The organism is Nocardia implantans (genome assembly GCF_035544775.1).
GTDB classification, from domain to species: domain Bacteria; phylum Actinomycetota; class Actinomycetes; order Mycobacteriales; family Mycobacteriaceae; genus Nocardia; species Nocardia implantans.
Window position 1 is genome coordinate 104,430 of sequence record NZ_JAYKYQ010000012.1, and the last position, 14,035, is coordinate 118,464.

The following is a 14,035-nucleotide window of genomic DNA, read 5'->3' on the forward strand; positions in this document are numbered from 1 at the left end:
GATGACGGACAAAGACACTCGGCCTGCGCCCGGCGATCCCGGGCCCGGCGGAGCGGACTCGACGCGGGAGCCGGAGCCGATCAAAGCGGTTCCGCTGCGCAGGCCGGGGCGCTGGATAGCGGCGGCGGTCATCCTCGTCCTGGTGGCGCTGTTCGTCTACGGCGCCGCGACGAACCCGGCCTATCGCTGGGACACCTACGGGAAATACCTGTTCGATACCAGGATCACCGCGGGCGCCGTCGTGACGCTGGAGCTGACCGTGTGCGCGATGGCGATCGCGGTCGTGCTCGGAACGACGCTCGCCGTGATGCGGCTGTCGCCGAACCCGGTGCTGCGCAGCTCGGCGTGGGTGTATCTGTGGATCTTCCGCGGCACCCCGGTGTTCGTGCAGCTGGTGTTCTGGGGACTGGTCCCGTCGCTGTACAGCCGGATCCAGCTGGGCGTTCCGTTCGGGCCGCAGTTCTTCCACCTCGACGTGCAGCAGTTGCAGGCCGCGTTCGCCTTCGCCGTGCTCGGCCTGGGACTCAACGAGGCGGCCTACATGGCCGAGATCGTGCGGGCCGGGATCAACTCCGTCGGGGAAGGGCAGCGGGAGGCGTCGTTCGCGCTCGGCATGTCCTGGAGCCAGACCATGCGCCGCACGGTGCTGCCGCAGGCCATGCGCGTGATCATCCCGCCGACCGGCAACGAGCTCATCGGCATGCTGAAGACCACCTCGCTGGTCACCGGCATCCCGCTGAGCACCGATCTGTTCGGCCGGGCGCGCGACATCTACGGCGTGAACTTCCAGCCCATTCCACTGTTGCTGGTCGCCGCCACCTGGTATCTGGCGATCACGAGCGTGCTCATGGTCGGGCAGTACTACTTGGAGCGCTACTACTCGCGCGGCGTCTCCCGCACGCTGACCACCAAGCAGCTACAGGAACTCGCCGACGCGCAGCAGGGGGAGAAGGCGAAATGAGCGTGGACGTCGCGAAGACCACGGCCCTTCCCATGGTGGTCGCGGACCGGGTCTGCAAGAACTTCGGCGCCCTGCAGGTGCTCAAGGGCGTCTCCCTCGAGGTGGGCCGCGGCGAAGTGCTGTGCCTGATCGGGCCGTCCGGCTCGGGCAAGTCCACCTTCCTGCGCTGTATCAACCACTTGGAACAGGTGAACGCGGGCCGGCTCTACGTCGACGGCGAGATCGTCGGCTACCGGGAGAAGAACGGCAAGCTCTACGAGATGCACCCGCGCGAGGCGGCCAAGCAGCGCCGCGAGATCGGCATGGTGTTCCAGCATTTCAATCTGTTCCCGCACCGGACCGCGCTGGACAACGTCATCGAGGCGCCCACCCAGGTCAAGAAGGTGCGCAAAGCGGAGGCGGTGGCCAGGGCGAAGGAGCTGCTGGACCGGGTCGGGCTGGCGGACAAGGCGAACGCCTACCCGGCGCAGCTGTCCGGCGGTCAGCAGCAGCGCGTGGCGATCGCCCGCGCCCTGGCGATGGATCCCAAGCTCATGCTGTTCGACGAGCCGACCTCCGCGCTGGACCCGGAGCTGGTCGGCGAGGTGCTGACCGTCATGCGGGAACTGGCCGAGTCGGGCATGACGATGGTGGTGGTGACCCACGAGATGGGCTTCGCCCGCGAGGTCGCCGATCAGCTGGTCTTCATGGACGGCGGCGTGGTCGTCGAGGCGGGGCCGCCCCGGCGCGTGCTGGCCGATCCGCAGCACGAGCGCACCAAGGCATTCCTCTCGCGATTGCTCTGACACCCGCCCGCCGAACGCCGGTAGGAACCTCGGCGGTCGGGCGGTGTGCCGCCATCGGGTCCAGCGGAGACGCGCGGCCGGGTTCACGTGTCGGCGCGCAAGGCGATGCGCAGCTGCCCGAGCAGCACTTTGGCCGCGGGGCTCGCGGGATGGTCGGTGCGCCACGCCAGCGCGAGGCGCCCGCGCGGTTCCGGCTCGATGATGCGGACGGTGCGCACCCCGAAGGACGCGGCCTCCGCGGCGGTGAGTTCGGGCACGACGGCGATGCCGAGACCTCGGGCGGCCAGGCGCAGCAGCAGCGCAGGCGCCGCCGCCTCGTAGGCGACGGCGGGCTCGAACCCCGCCGCCGCGCAGGCGCGCTCGAACACGCCGCGGATACCGGTGCCCGGTGTGAGGCAGATCAGCGGGCGATCCCGCAGCGCGGTGAGCGGCAGCTCCGCGCCGTAGCCGGGGTCCGCCGCCGCGACCGCGGCCACCAGCGCGGTCTCCAGCACCACTTCGATGCCGATGGCCGGGTCGAGTTCCGCGCCGGTCATCCCGATCAGGGCCATGTCCAGTTCGCCTCGGCCGAGGGCGTCGAGCATCCGCTCGGAGGTGTCCTCGGTGAGGCTGATGGCGACCTGCGGGTGGTCGTGATGAAAGTCCGCGAGCACGGCCGCGACGTCGAATTCCTCGACCGCGGCCCCAGAGATCAAGCCCACCCTGACCTGCCCGCGCAGCAAGCCGGTGAACTCGTCCACCGTGTGACCGACCCGCTCGGCGGCGGCGAGCGCCGCCTGCGCGTGCGGTAGGACGGCGGCGCCGACCTCGGTCAGCGTGACCGTGCGTCCACCCCGGTCCAGCAGCGGATGACCGAGTTCGCGCTCCAGTTGGCGGATCTGGGCGCTGAGCCCCGGTTGGGCCAAGTGCAGCCGAGCCGCCGCGCGGGTGAAGCTCGCTTCCTGGGCGACGGTGACGAAATAGCGTAGGTGGCGCAGCTCCATAATTGATCATTATAGGGATCAGAAGAACTATCTGTTTTACTTCTTTCTCCTGGCCGGGCAGGGTCGAACTCATGGGAAACAACACCGCACAGATCGAAGACAACAGCGATATCTTCACCGGCCCGGTGTTCCGTCCGGGCGACGAGGGCTACGACGCGGAGGTCGCCGGGTTCCAGACCGCCTACACCCATCGGCCCGCCCTGATCGTCGGCGCCGCGCACGCCGAGGACGTGCGCGCGGCCGTGGAATACGCCGCCCGCCACGAGCTGCCGATCGCCGTGCAGGCCACCGGCCACGGACTGTCCGTCGCCGCGGACGGCGGCGTGCTGATCAGCACCCGGCGCATGACCGGCATCCGGATCGACCCGGTCCGCCGGTCCGCGCACGTCGGCGCGGGAGTGCGAGCGGGCGCGCTGGTCGAAGCGGCGGCCGAACACGGGCTGGCTCCGTTGAACGGGTCGTCGCCGTCGGTGGGCGTGGTGGGCTACCTGCTCGGCGGCGGCGTGGGGCTGCTCGCGCGCAGGTTCGGGTACGCGGCCGAGCACGTGCGATCGATCGAGCTGGTCACCGCGGACGGCCGGGTGCGCACGCTGACGCCGGAGGACGAGCTGTTCGGCGCCGTGCTCGGCAGCGGGGGCAATTTCGGCGTCGTCACGGGCATGGAGGTCGGCCTCGTCCCGGTCACCACGGTCTACGGCGGACAACTGATGTTCGATACGCCGCTGGTGGAGCGGGCTCTGGACGCATGGCGGCAGTGGACCGCGACCGTGCCGGAGGAACTCACCTCGACGGTCACGATGCTCGCCTTCCCCGACATCCCGCAGGTGCCCGCGCCGCTGCGCGGACGGTACGCCGCCTCGATCCGGATCGCCTACCACGGACCTGCGGAGGAAGGGCAACGGCTGGTCGCGCCGCTGCGGGCGGTCGGGGAGCGGCTGAAGGACGACCTGCGCGAGATGCCGTACACCGAGTCGCACACCATTCACAGCGATCCCGACCATCCACATGCCTACGCCGCCACCAACGCGCTGCTCGGCGAGTTCACCGGCGAGACGGCCGCGGCCCTGCTCGCCGTTGCCGGCCCGGATTCCGGCGCGGGAGCGGTCGTCGATGTCCGGCATCTCGGCGGCGCGCTGGCCCGCCCGAGCGACGCCCGCATCGCCGTCGACCATCGCGAGGCCGCGTACGTCGTGCGGATCATCACCGGCCCCGAGGACGCCGCCGCCCGCGCGGCGATCCGTGCCGCGCTGACGCCGTGGACACTCGGGCACAGCTTGAACTTCCTCTACGGCGCGGGCGCCGAGGCGGACGAAGAGCAGACCCGGGCTGGGTACGCGCCGCAGACCTACGCCCGGCTGGCCGCGCTCAAGGCCCAGCACGATCCGCGCAATCTGTTCCGTTTCAACCGCAACATCCGGCCGGACGCCGGGTGATCGCGCCGCCGCCGCGCCTGTTCGGCGCGGCGGCAGCATGCTATCGTCGTGATATCACTCTGATATTGGGAGGATGTCATGCAGTTTCGCTCCGCGTTCCACCTCGACGGCTTTCTGGTGCTGTTGGGCTGGTTCGTGCTCACGGTCCTGTTCGGCGGCGGCGCGGCGCTGGGTTTCGCCGTCGGCGCCAGGAACGGCAACGGCATCGCCGTCGCCGGGGCGGTGGCGGCCACGGTGGTGGTCGTCGTCCTGCTGTTGCTCGCCACCGGCTTGACCGTGGTGAACCCGAACGAGGCCAAAGTGGTGCAGTTCTTCGGCCGCTACGTCGGCTCGGTGAGCGAGCCGGGCTTCTACTCGGTGCTCCCGCTGACCGACCGCAAGAGCATCTCGCTGCGCGTGCGGAACTTCGAGACCCAGAAGCTCAAGGTCAACGACGCCGACGGCAACCCGGTGGAGATCGCCGCGGTGGTCGTCTACCGGGTGGTGGACAGCTTCAAGGCCGCCTTCGCCGTCGACGACTACGAGGAGTACGTGGAGACCCAGTCCGAGGCCGCCGTCCGGCACCTGGCCACGACGCACCCGTACGACGCGCACGAGGCCGACCGCACCAGCCTGCGCGACGGCGCCGAGGTGGCCGAGGAGCTGACCGTCGAACTGCGCGAGCGCACCGAGATGGCCGGCATCGAGGTGCTGGAGGCGCGGATCACCCATCTCGCCTACGCGCCGGAGATCGCCCAGGCGATGCTGGTGCGCCAGCAGGCCGCGCAGGTGGTCGCCGCGCGGACCAGAATCGTGGAGGGCGCGGTCGGCATGGTCGGTCTGGCGCTGGAGCGGCTGGCCCAGGAGGGCATGGTGGAACTGGACGAGGAGCGCAAGGCGGCGATGGTGTCGAACCTGCTCGTCGTGCTGTGTGGCGACCGCCCCACCCAGCCCGTCGTCAACGCCGGTTCGCTTTACTCCTGAGGCGGGGGCTGCCCGTGGCCGAGCGCAAGAAACTGCTGCTACGCCTGGATCCGGCCGTCCACGACGCCATCGCGAAGTGGGCGGCCGACGACCTGCGCAGTATCAACGCCCAGATCGAGTACGCGCTGCGGCTGGCGCTCGAGCAGGCCGGGCGTAAACCGAAGTCGCAGTGACACGACCTCGATACCGATCAGAGATGGTGCCCCGGCCCGATGGCGCGAAGACTTGCAAGGTGTCAGCAAATCTCCGGCCATCGGAACCGAAAGGGGAAATGATGACCACGATCGTGCATATCGACGACACCGTGCGCGACTACGACACGTGGAAGCCCGCCTTCGACGGTCTCGAGCAGTTCTTCGCGGATGCGGGGGCCCGCAACTGCCGGGTGGCACGGTTCACGCACAACCCCAATCGAGTGCTCGTCGAGCTGGACTTCGACACCATGGCGGAGGCCGAAGCCTTCCGGGACGAACTGCACAAGCTCATCGACCTGCCGCGGACGCAGATGCTGCTGGTCAGCCACGAGGTCTCCCTCCTGGAGCTGGTCGACGACCGCCGCCTCACGGTCCGGGCTTCCTCGTGACGAAGATGGCCGTACCGGGAAACAGTTCGCCGCGCAGCGGGCTCCACTGTCCCCATTCGCGGTCGAGCCATTCCGGCCACTCCGGTTCGACGATGTCCTCCAGCGCCAGTCCCGCCGCGACGATCTCCCTGACCCGGTCGCCGATGGTCCGGTGATGCTCGACGTAGGTGGGCACGTCGTCGCCGTCGACCTCGACATATGGGGTGCGGTCGAAGTACGGGATGGTGGCGGTCAGGCCTGCGGGACCGGGATCGTCCGGGAAGATCCAGCGCATCGGGTGGTTCACCGAGAACACCCAGCGGCCGCCGGGCCGCAGCACCCGCGCCACCTCGCGCATCACCAGCGCCGAGTCCGCGACGAACGGCACCGCGCCGAACGCCGAGCAGGCCAGATCGAACGACGCGTCCGCGAACGGGAGAGCCTCGGCGTCCGCTTGCACCAGCGGAACCCGCGGGCCACCGCGCGCCATGACCGCGAGGCCGCGCTCGAGCATCCCGCGCGACAGGTCGAGCCCGACAGGCCGCGCGCCCTGCCCGGCCAGCCAGCGCGAGCACGGAGCCGAGCCGCAGCCGATCTCCAGCACCGCCTTGCCGGTGACGTCGCCGAGGAATCGCATGTCGCCCTCGTGCAGGCCCTCCGGGCACCACACGAACTCGCCGCCGGGGGAGTCGACGCCGAGGAACTCCGCGTGCGTCTCGTGGTATTGCGCGGCGTCGGCGTCCCACCACCGCCTGCTGGCCAGTCTGCTGGCCGCCGAGCCGATCCGGGTCCGCACCGTGCCCGCCGTTCCGAGCTGTGCGTTTGCTTGCGCATGGCGATCTTCCGACACGCCGATCAGACTATCGGCGTGGCGACCCGACCGGTTTGCCCGCCCGGACCGAGGTCGCGTACGCTGAACGCGCGAGTGTCTTCCGTACAGCCGTACCGGAGTTCAACCCGTGCTGAGTTTCACGCGCGTCGCGTGCGGTACGTTCCTAGTGTCCGTCTTCACACCTCGCGGTGAGATCGCAGCGTACCGAAAGTTCCAATGTCCGCAACCGACCACAATCCGTCCGGAGCAAACCGACATATGCCCACCACCGTCACCTCGCCGCAGGTAGCCGTCAACGACATCGGCTCCGCCGAGGATTTCCTCGCCGCCATCGACGCCACGATCAAGTACTTCAACGACGGCGACATCGTCGAAGGAACCATCGTCAAGGTCGATCGCGACGAGGTCCTGCTCGACATCGGTTACAAGACCGAAGGCGTCATCCCCTCTCGTGAACTCTCCATCAAGCACGACGTCGACCCCAACGAGGTCGTTTCCGTGGGCGATGAGGTCGAGGCCCTTGTTCTCACCAAGGAGGACAAGGAAGGCCGCCTGATCCTGTCGAAGAAGCGGGCGCAGTACGAGCGTGCGTGGGGCACCATCGAGGAGCTCAAGGAGAAGGACGAGGCCGTCAAGGGCACCGTCATCGAGGTCGTCAAGGGCGGCCTGATCCTCGACATCGGCCTGCGCGGCTTCCTGCCCGCGTCGCTGGTCGAGATGCGGCGCGTCCGCGATCTCCAGCCGTACGTCGGCAAGGAGATCGAGGCCAAGATCATCGAGCTGGACAAGAACCGCAACAACGTCGTGCTCTCCCGCCGCGCCTGGCTGGAGCAGACCCAGTCCGAGGTGCGCAGCGAGTTCCTGCACCAGCTGCAGAAGGGCCAGGTCCGCAAGGGTGTGGTCTCCTCGATCGTCAACTTCGGCGCCTTCGTCGACCTCGGCGGCGTCGACGGTCTGGTGCACGTCTCCGAGCTGTCCTGGAAGCACATCGACCACCCGTCCGAGGTCGTCGAGGTCGGCAACGAGGTCACCGTCGAGGTGCTCGACGTCGATCTGGACCGCGAGCGCGTCTCGCTGTCGCTGAAGGCGACCCAGGAAGACCCGTGGCGTCAGTTCGCCCGCACCCACGCGATCGGCCAGATCGTGCCGGGCAAGGTCACCAAGCTCGTTCCGTTCGGCGCGTTCGTCCGCGTCGAGGAGGGCATCGAGGGCCTGGTGCACATCTCCGAGCTGGCCGAGCGCCACGTGGAGGTCCCGGACCAGGTCGTGACCGTCGGCGACGACGCGATGGTCAAGGTCATCGACATCGACCTGGAGCGTCGCCGGATCTCGCTGAGCCTCAAGCAGGCCAACGAGGACTACCACGCCGAGTTCGACCCGTCGAAGTACGGCATGGCCGACAGCTACGACGAGCAGGGCAACTACATCTTCCCCGAGGGCTTCGACCCCGACACCAACGAGTGGCTCGAGGGCTTCGACAAGCAGCGCGAGGAGTGGGAAGGCCGCTACGCCGAGGCGGAGCGTCGCCACAAGATGCACACCGCGCAGATGGAGAAGATGGCGGCCGACGCCGCGGCCGAGGCCGCGAACGGCGGCGGCGCGTCGAACTACTCATCGGAGAGCGGTTCGCAGTCCTCCGCCGGCCAGGCCGAGCCCGCCGGCGGTTCGCTGGCCAGCGACGCCCAGCTGGCGGCTCTGCGCGAGAAGCTGTCCGGCAACGCCTGATCGGCACCAGCTGAACGACTGTGCCCCAACCGATTCCCGGTTGGGGCACAGTCGTTTTCGGTGAGCCCCCTTCAGGCGTTCCCGTGCCGCGACGCTTTCGTCGTGCCGCGTTGTACGCGTGGCGCGGGAGCGGGCGGCCGGGTCGCTTCGTGTGGCGCCACCATCTGAGCCGTGGTGAGCGCGACGACCTGGATCTGCTCGAGCCGCAACCCGAGCGAGGCCAGCCGGGCGACGACGCCCAGCCGATGTTCCGCCATACCGGGGCGGATCACCAGCGGTTCCCTCTCCGGTCGAGGCAGGACGTAGGCGCGACGTTCGGCGTCGAACCGCACGGGGGCGCCGTCCCGGATCGCCCGATAGGCGTCCAGATCCAGTGTGCTGTCCCGGATCGGGTCGATCAGCAGCGACATGACGGATTGCTCCGCCTGCCGCAGGAACGGCTCTTGGTCCGACGGATCCAAATGCTCGATCCGCTGGGCCACGCGGGCGCGGTAGTCCTCCGCGGCGGGACGCAGCAGAGAACGGTGCCGCTCGACCTCGGCCGCAAAGGCCACGAGTTCTTCGTGATCCACGGCGAGACGGTCGGATGTCGAAGCGAGGGCGTCGGGCATGGTGACCCCTATCTCTCGGGTTGCGGGTTTACATTGCGTCGCAACCGGATCGACGTCCGACATCCTCTATTGTGCCGGAGGGGTACGACAGAAATCGCGCCGTGCCTGCTCCTTCGGCCGCGCACCGACCTTGTTCGGCGCGACCGGTTGTCTAGTAGCCCACGGTGAAGCGGTGCTGCACGAAACGGGGCAATTCGGCCTCATCGATGAGGGCGACCGCCGCGTCCTCGGCGGAGATGTCCCCGCCGCCGGCCGGGAGCTGATCGCCGCCGATCCGGAAGCGGCCGGTGCGCTCGCCGGGGTTGATCCGCCCCGAGAAGGGCTCAGGTAGGTCCAATCGCGGTTGGACGGCCGGTCGGTGTTCAACGCGTCGCGTAGGGCACGTACCACCCGCGGGTAGTCCGCGGGAACGTCGAGGACTCCGGTGAGGGTGCGGTTCCGCGCCGCGATGCGCGACTTGGTTCGTCCGCTCGGTTTCTAGCCCGGGGTTCGGCGCGTCCCCGAAGCGGCGTCGGAGCTCAGTCATCGCCGCTCTCGCGTGCCGGTGGTGTGCTCGCGGCAGAGCCCGGCTCGGCGGGGCCGTGTGCGATGTCGTGGAAGGCGTTGCGGAGCAAGGCGGTGATGCGCTGCGGCGGCGCGTCGCGCAGACCTTCGAGTTCGAGCAGATGGCGGCCGATCACCACGCCGATGGTGAGGGCGCCGAGCAGTCCGGCGCGCAGGTCCGCCTCGTCGTCGGGGAGTTGCCCGGCCGCTTCCCGTTGCCGCGCCGTCATGGCGGCGCGTACCTCGTCGGCGGCATCGGGGTGGGTGAGCATCGAGCGGATCGCCGCCAGCGTGTTGACCGGCCGGTCCGCCAGCTTGATGGCGAGCGCGTCGAGCAGGAGTTCGGTCACCTGCTCAGGCGTCCCGGTGATCGGGTGGTCGTCGGCGAAGACCGCCACGCGCGCGAACAGGTTCTCTTTCGAGCCGAAGTACCGCATCACCAAGCTGGGGTCGGTGTCCGCCTCCGTCGCGACGGCCCGGATGGTGGTTCGGTCGTAGCCGATCTCCGCGAACAACCGGCCCGCTGCCGCCAGGATCCGGTTCTCGGTATTACGGCGTTGCTGGGCTCGGCTGGTCGGGGCATCCATAAGTGGCTCGCCGAAGCCGCTCCGTGCCGCTCAGCTCGCCGGAATCCCTGGCGCAGTGCGGATTCGGCGGAACTCCCTGACTCGAGCAGCGCGGTGCTCCGGCTGATGGCGACGGTGCCGAGCACGCCGAGCCCGAACGCGCCGCCGAGCTGTTGGGTCGTCGTCACCAGTCCGGTGGCCATCAGGCCGTTCTGCGTGAGGCCGGTGGTCGGCGACGAGACCGCGAATACCGCCGGTATGGTCGACCGCTTGGAGGCGTTGGGCTTGGTGCGCGGGGAAGTTCACCTCACCGATGGCCGCGCGCGTCTGCTGACCCTGACCGCTCGTGGGAAGAGCTTCGGGAAGCCCTGGATCGAGAGGTCTTCGGCAGCGTTCCCGCGCTGGCCGTGCTGGACGAGCCGGAGCGCAGGCAACTGTACGGGCTGCTGCGACGAGTGGCATCGGCCTGAGCGGCGACCGAGGCCTGCGAGGCAGGCTCGATCGGACGGTTAGCCGGAAGTGCGCCATGGCCGAGAATCCAAAGGCGTCGGCCGACGATGAATCGCGATGTTCCTTCGGCCGCAATGGTGGGAATCGGTTCTGGAAGCTGCATGGCTCTTTTGGCGGGAGTCGTGCGGGAATGCGGCGGTATCGCAAGCGGTATCGCTGCTGTGTTTCTCTTGTTTCGTTGGCGGTCAGGAAATGGAAACCCGGCGCGGATTGTCTGCCGTGGACGAGGCGGGAGTCGCCGGCGATCAGACGGAGTGCTCTGGTGAATATTCCCGGAGTCGCCGGGTGATGCGGACCGCTTCGAGTTCGCGTTCTCGGAAGTGGCGCTGTTTCGCGTACGGCCGACGCCGAGTTCCGGCGAAACCGATCCCACTGGCGCGCTGCGAACGATCTTGCAACTGTACTTACATTCGGCTCGGCGGATTGCCGTGCCGAGCACCGCGTCCCCCGGTGGGTACGCAAAACAGTGGCCCAGCCTTGGCTAGAGGCTGGGCCACGTCGAGCTCGGGTTCAGCTTGCGGTAGCAGGTACCCACCGGACCGCGGGTGCGGCCGGACGGTTCCGCATGGCAGCGAAACTGTGCCGCGCGGGACTGATGAACGCGGTGAACCAAGAGCGACGGTGCTCCGCGAGCGCCGCCGCGACAGCAGGGATCTGAATGCAGTGCACTCGCCCCGCCATGCCCAGGCGGTGGCGACCCGTCTGGTTGATTCTGGTGCCCAATGGTGTTCCTTTGCTTCGCTGGTGTCGGCCTGGATCGCCACGGCGAAGATTAGCGGAACGAAACTGCTCGGCAGAGTATTTTGCCCGAGTAATTGCCTCGGCGTGTCGGAAAGTTGCCGCCGACGAACCGTAAACATCCGAAATTGTTGCGAATCGGTCTCGGCGCTGTCACGGAACGGGCAAATGGCTTCCCGGGCGGTGGAATACGCGAGCGCATCGGGTAATCGGTCGGATTGCCCGGCGCCGGCCGCGGCGGCCGGTCGGGTCGGCCTGCGACGCGCTCGGGGCGGCGCGGGCCCGCGGGCGGCGCGGATGCGAGACTGGGCGAATGTTACGAATCGGCCTCACCGGAGGCATGGGAGCGGGGAAGTCGACGGTGGCTCGGGCCCTGGCCGACCTGGGCGCGGTGGTCATCGATTCCGACCTCATCGCCAGGGAGGTGGTCGAGCCGGGCACCGAAGGGCTGGCCGCGCTGGTGGAGGCGTTCGGCGCCGACATCCTCGCCGCGGACGGCAGCCTCGACCGGCCCGCCCTCGCGGCCAAGGCCTTCGGCGACGACGCGGCGCGCGCGAAGCTCAATTCGATCACCCACCCGCTCGTCGGAAAACGCACCGCGGAATTGATCGCCGCGGCGCCCGCGGACGCGATTGTGGTGCAGGATATTCCGCTTCTGGTGGAAAACGGCCTGGCGCCGTTGATGAATCTCGTGCTGATCGTCGATGTGGACGCCGAAACGCGCATTCGCCGTTTGGTGGAATTTCGCGGCGTCGCGGAAGCGGATGCGCGGGCGCGTATCTCGGCGCAGGCGACCGACGACCAGCGCCGAGCCGTCGCCGATGTGTTGCTGGACAACAGTGGAGCGCCGGGTGCGGTGGAAGCGGAGGTGCGCAGGCTGTGGACAGAGCGTCTGGTGCCGTTCGAGCGCAACCTGCGTGCGGGCACCCCCGCCCGCCGCGGTGACATCCGGCTGGTGCCCGCGGATCCCGAGTGGTCCGCGCAGGCGCAGCGGCTGATCGCCCGGCTGTGGGTGGCCTGCGGCGCCGCCGCCGCGCGGATCGACCACGTCGGTTCCACCTCCGTGCCGGGGCTGCCCGCCAAGGATGTGATCGATCTGCAGATCACGGTCGCCGACCTCGCCGCCGCCGACGGCTTGCGCGATGCCATCGCCGCCGCCGGGTTCCCGGCGCGGCCGGAGGCCACCCAGGACAACCCCAAGCCGACGCCGCAGGACCCGGCCGGCGTGAACACCGCGCTGTGGAGCAAGCGCTTCCACCAGAGCGCCGACCCCGGGCGGTTGGCCAACGTGCACGTGCGCGTCGATGGCTCCCCCGGCCAGCAGTACGCGCTGCTGCTGCGCGACTGGCTGCGCGCCGACGCCGGAGCCCGCGCGGAGTACCTCGCCGTCAAGCGCGAGGGTGAGGCCAAGGCGGCGGGGCTGACGGGCGCGGAGGCGACCGTGGCCTATCTCGGCGTCAAGGAACCCTGGTTCGATGCCGCGTATCCACGGGCGCTCGCCTGGCGGGAATCCTCGGCCGGCTAGCCGGCCGTCCTCCGCGCCGACCCGGCCCGGTGCGCGCCGATGCGGACTACAGCCACGTCAAGGTGATGTCCATCGTCTCGAGCCAGCCCTCGAAGGTGTGGCCGTTGGCGGCGATGCCGTCGATGGCGGCCGTCGCGTGCTGCACGGCCGCCTCGGCGTCGGCGAGACCGATCAGGCCCGCGGCATGCGCGGCGATCAGCTCGTCGACGTCGAGCAGCTGGGTCTCGCGTGCGGAGCGCACCACGATGTCGAGGTAGTGATCGACGGACTTCCACTTCTTCGGTGCGACCGGTGTGAAATCACCGATGTCGAGGTAGTAGTCCTGGTCGCGCCGATGCGCGGGCAGGTAGTGGAAGATGGTCGCGCGCAGGTGCAGCTTCGGCAGCAACCAGGACTCGATGTAGTGGAACTGCGGGTGATCCGAGGTGCGCGCCATGTACAGACCCCATGGCTCGACGTGGTACTTCTCGACCGGGCGCACGAAACCCTTCGGATCGGTGTTCGTCAGATCCGCGAGATTGAAGTACTCGACTTTGGGCCGGTGCACGTCGACGATGGGTGCCTGCGTCATGCATCAAGAATCTACCGCCGTCGCCGACGCGTCGAGCCGGAGGCAGTAATCCGCGGGCTACATCCAGGTGAGGATGATGCCGTTGGCGGCGAGCCAGCTCTCCACGCGGTGATCGTGGGCGGCCAGCCCGTCCAGCACGGCCGTGGCCCGTTCGAACGCGCGGTGCGCCTGCGCCGTGTCGACCAGTCCCGCGGCATGTGCCGCGAGCAGCTCGTCGACGCCGAGGAGTTCGGCGGTGCCGCCGCGGCGCACGGCGATGGACAGATACTGGTCCACCGCCTTCCAGCGCTTCTGGCCGACCCGGGTGAACTCGCCGACGTCGAGCCGGTAGACCGGTTCCCTGTGGTGTGCCGGGTTGGTCCTCGCCAGCGTCGCGCGCAACGAGAGTCCGGGCAGCAACCAGGATTCGAGGTAGTGCGAATCCGGTCCGCCGACCCGGCGTGCCATGTAGAGGCCCCACGGCTCGACGTGGAAGCGTTCGACCGGGCGGACGAAGCCCTTGGCGTCGGTGTTGCTGAGTTCGGCCAGATTGAAGAACTCCACTCTCGGCCGGTGCGGCGCCGGTCTACCGAGCGCGGCGATCGGCCCGGGTGGGGCGGCCGTGGCGGCGCCCGCGACGGAGGGAACCGCCGCGCGGATGTCCCTGGCGACGTACCCGGCGAGGCCGGTCACGGCAGGCACGGCGACGAGTAATGGAATCAGACCGCTCATGGCTCTTGTCCTTCAC

The 14,035-nt window shown here is 69.0% G+C and carries 15 protein-coding genes; 8 read left to right on the plus strand and 7 right to left on the minus strand.

All coding sequences use genetic code 11. From position 1 onward, the window contains the following. The first annotated feature begins 1 nt into the window (after nucleotide 1). Nucleotides 2–961 carry an amino acid ABC transporter permease gene (locus tag U3653_RS26380; RefSeq protein ID WP_195082759.1) on the plus strand — a complete coding sequence of 320 codons (960 nt, stop codon included), beginning with the start codon at nucleotides 2–4 and terminating at the stop codon, nucleotides 959–961. Between the two features lie 32 nt (nucleotides 962–993). After that, nucleotides 994–1,746, plus strand: coding sequence for an amino acid ABC transporter ATP-binding protein (locus U3653_RS26385; protein ID WP_195082841.1), 753 nt, complete (start codon nucleotides 994–996; stop codon nucleotides 1,744–1,746). 83 nt (nucleotides 1,747–1,829) lie between these two features. Here U3653_RS26385 and U3653_RS26390 read toward each other — a convergent pair whose 3' ends face one another. Beyond that, nucleotides 1,830–2,729 (minus strand): LysR family transcriptional regulator, encoded by a 900-nt coding sequence (locus U3653_RS26390; RefSeq protein ID WP_195082760.1) that lies wholly within the window; start codon nucleotides 2,727–2,729, stop codon nucleotides 1,830–1,832. 71 nt (nucleotides 2,730–2,800) lie between these two features. Between U3653_RS26390 and U3653_RS26395 the strand changes: the two genes are divergently transcribed. The 4 genes from U3653_RS26395 to U3653_RS26410 all read left to right on the plus strand — a co-directional run bounded on the left by U3653_RS26395 (nucleotide 2,801) and on the right by U3653_RS26410 (nucleotide 5,708). Continuing rightward, nucleotides 2,801–4,162 (plus strand): FAD-binding oxidoreductase, encoded by a 1,362-nt coding sequence (locus U3653_RS26395; RefSeq protein ID WP_195082761.1) that lies wholly within the window; start codon nucleotides 2,801–2,803, stop codon nucleotides 4,160–4,162. Nucleotides 4,163–4,240: 78 nt separating this feature from the next. Beyond that, nucleotides 4,241–5,125, plus strand: a complete 885-nt coding sequence (locus U3653_RS26400) for an SPFH domain-containing protein (protein ID WP_195082762.1) — start codon at nucleotides 4,241–4,243, stop codon at nucleotides 5,123–5,125. Between the two features lie 14 nt (nucleotides 5,126–5,139). Then, nucleotides 5,140–5,298 carry a type II toxin-antitoxin system antitoxin gene (locus U3653_RS26405; protein ID WP_168434213.1) on the plus strand — a complete coding sequence of 53 codons (159 nt, stop codon included), beginning with the start codon at nucleotides 5,140–5,142 and terminating at the stop codon, nucleotides 5,296–5,298. A gap of 101 nt (nucleotides 5,299–5,399) precedes the next feature. Continuing rightward, on the plus strand, nucleotides 5,400–5,708 hold the full coding sequence (locus tag U3653_RS26410; protein ID WP_195082763.1) for a hypothetical protein: 309 nt from the start codon (nucleotides 5,400–5,402) through the stop codon (nucleotides 5,706–5,708). Here the strand turns inward: U3653_RS26410 and U3653_RS26415 are convergent. Next, complete coding sequence (locus tag U3653_RS26415) at nucleotides 5,686–6,537, minus strand: class I SAM-dependent methyltransferase (protein ID WP_195082764.1); 852 nt, start codon at nucleotides 6,535–6,537, stop codon at nucleotides 5,686–5,688. The two genes, U3653_RS26410 and U3653_RS26415, sit on opposite strands and share 23 nt — an antisense overlap. 240 nt (nucleotides 6,538–6,777) lie before the next feature. Between U3653_RS26415 and rpsA the strand changes: the two genes are divergently transcribed. Beyond that, nucleotides 6,778–8,244, plus strand: coding sequence for a 30S ribosomal protein S1 (gene rpsA, locus U3653_RS26420; RefSeq protein ID WP_195082765.1), 1,467 nt, complete (start codon nucleotides 6,778–6,780; stop codon nucleotides 8,242–8,244). A gap of 71 nt (nucleotides 8,245–8,315) precedes the next feature. Here rpsA and U3653_RS26425 read toward each other — a convergent pair whose 3' ends face one another. The 3 genes from U3653_RS26425 to U3653_RS26435 form a co-directional block, all read right to left on the minus strand. After that, complete coding sequence (locus tag U3653_RS26425) at nucleotides 8,316–8,816, minus strand: hypothetical protein (RefSeq protein WP_195082766.1); 501 nt, start codon at nucleotides 8,814–8,816, stop codon at nucleotides 8,316–8,318. A 190-nt stretch (nucleotides 8,817–9,006) separates the two neighbouring features. Further along, nucleotides 9,007–9,192 carry an NAD(P)-dependent oxidoreductase gene (locus U3653_RS26430; protein ID WP_323124488.1) on the minus strand — a complete coding sequence of 62 codons (186 nt, stop codon included), beginning with the start codon at nucleotides 9,190–9,192 and terminating at the stop codon, nucleotides 9,007–9,009. A 181-nt stretch (nucleotides 9,193–9,373) separates the two neighbouring features. Beyond that, nucleotides 9,374–9,985, minus strand: a complete 612-nt coding sequence (locus tag U3653_RS26435; protein WP_195082767.1) for a TetR/AcrR family transcriptional regulator — start codon at nucleotides 9,983–9,985, stop codon at nucleotides 9,374–9,376. Nucleotides 9,986–11,525: 1,540 nt separating this feature from the next. Between U3653_RS26435 and coaE the strand changes: the two genes are divergently transcribed. Continuing rightward, on the plus strand, nucleotides 11,526–12,737 hold the full coding sequence (coaE, locus tag U3653_RS26440) for a dephospho-CoA kinase (RefSeq protein WP_195082768.1): 1,212 nt from the start codon (nucleotides 11,526–11,528) through the stop codon (nucleotides 12,735–12,737). Nucleotides 12,738–12,783: 46 nt separating this feature from the next. Here the strand turns inward: coaE and U3653_RS26445 are convergent, their stop codons facing one another. Both U3653_RS26445 and U3653_RS26450 read right to left on the minus strand, forming a co-directional pair. Further along, nucleotides 12,784–13,308 (minus strand): ribonuclease FAU-1 family protein, encoded by a 525-nt coding sequence (locus U3653_RS26445; RefSeq protein ID WP_067808328.1) that lies wholly within the window; start codon nucleotides 13,306–13,308, stop codon nucleotides 12,784–12,786. A 57-nt stretch (nucleotides 13,309–13,365) separates the two neighbouring features. Beyond that, nucleotides 13,366–14,019: a ribonuclease FAU-1 family protein gene (locus tag U3653_RS26450; RefSeq protein WP_323124487.1), complete on the minus strand. Its 654-nt coding sequence runs from the start codon at nucleotides 14,017–14,019 to the stop codon at nucleotides 13,366–13,368. Nucleotides 14,020–14,035: the final 16 nt, after the last annotated feature.

Bases quoted from the DNA above. Each gene is read 5' to 3' on its own strand.
- U3653_RS26380 (WP_195082759.1), top strand. From the start codon at position 2: ATGACGGACAAAGACACTCGGCCTGCGCCCGGCGATCCCGGGCCCGGC.
- U3653_RS26385 (WP_195082841.1), top strand. From the start codon at position 994: ATGGTGGTCGCGGACCGGGTCTGCAAGAACTTCGGCGCCCTGCAGGTG.
- U3653_RS26390 (WP_195082760.1), bottom strand. From the start codon at position 2,729: ATGGAGCTGCGCCACCTACGCTATTTCGTCACCGTCGCCCAGGAAGCG.
- U3653_RS26395 (WP_195082761.1), top strand. From the start codon at position 2,801: ATGGGAAACAACACCGCACAGATCGAAGACAACAGCGATATCTTCACC.
- U3653_RS26400 (WP_195082762.1), top strand. From the start codon at position 4,241: ATGCAGTTTCGCTCCGCGTTCCACCTCGACGGCTTTCTGGTGCTGTTG.
- U3653_RS26410 (WP_195082763.1), top strand. From the start codon at position 5,400: ATGACCACGATCGTGCATATCGACGACACCGTGCGCGACTACGACACG.
- rpsA (WP_195082765.1), top strand. From the start codon at position 6,778: ATGCCCACCACCGTCACCTCGCCGCAGGTAGCCGTCAACGACATCGGC.
- U3653_RS26435 (WP_195082767.1), bottom strand. From the start codon at position 9,985: ATGGATGCCCCGACCAGCCGAGCCCAGCAACGCCGTAATACCGAGAAC.
- coaE (WP_195082768.1), top strand. From the start codon at position 11,526: ATGTTACGAATCGGCCTCACCGGAGGCATGGGAGCGGGGAAGTCGACG.
- U3653_RS26445 (WP_067808328.1), bottom strand. From the start codon at position 13,308: ATGACGCAGGCACCCATCGTCGACGTGCACCGGCCCAAAGTCGAGTAC.
- U3653_RS26450 (WP_323124487.1), bottom strand. From the start codon at position 14,019: ATGAGCGGTCTGATTCCATTACTCGTCGCCGTGCCTGCCGTGACCGGC.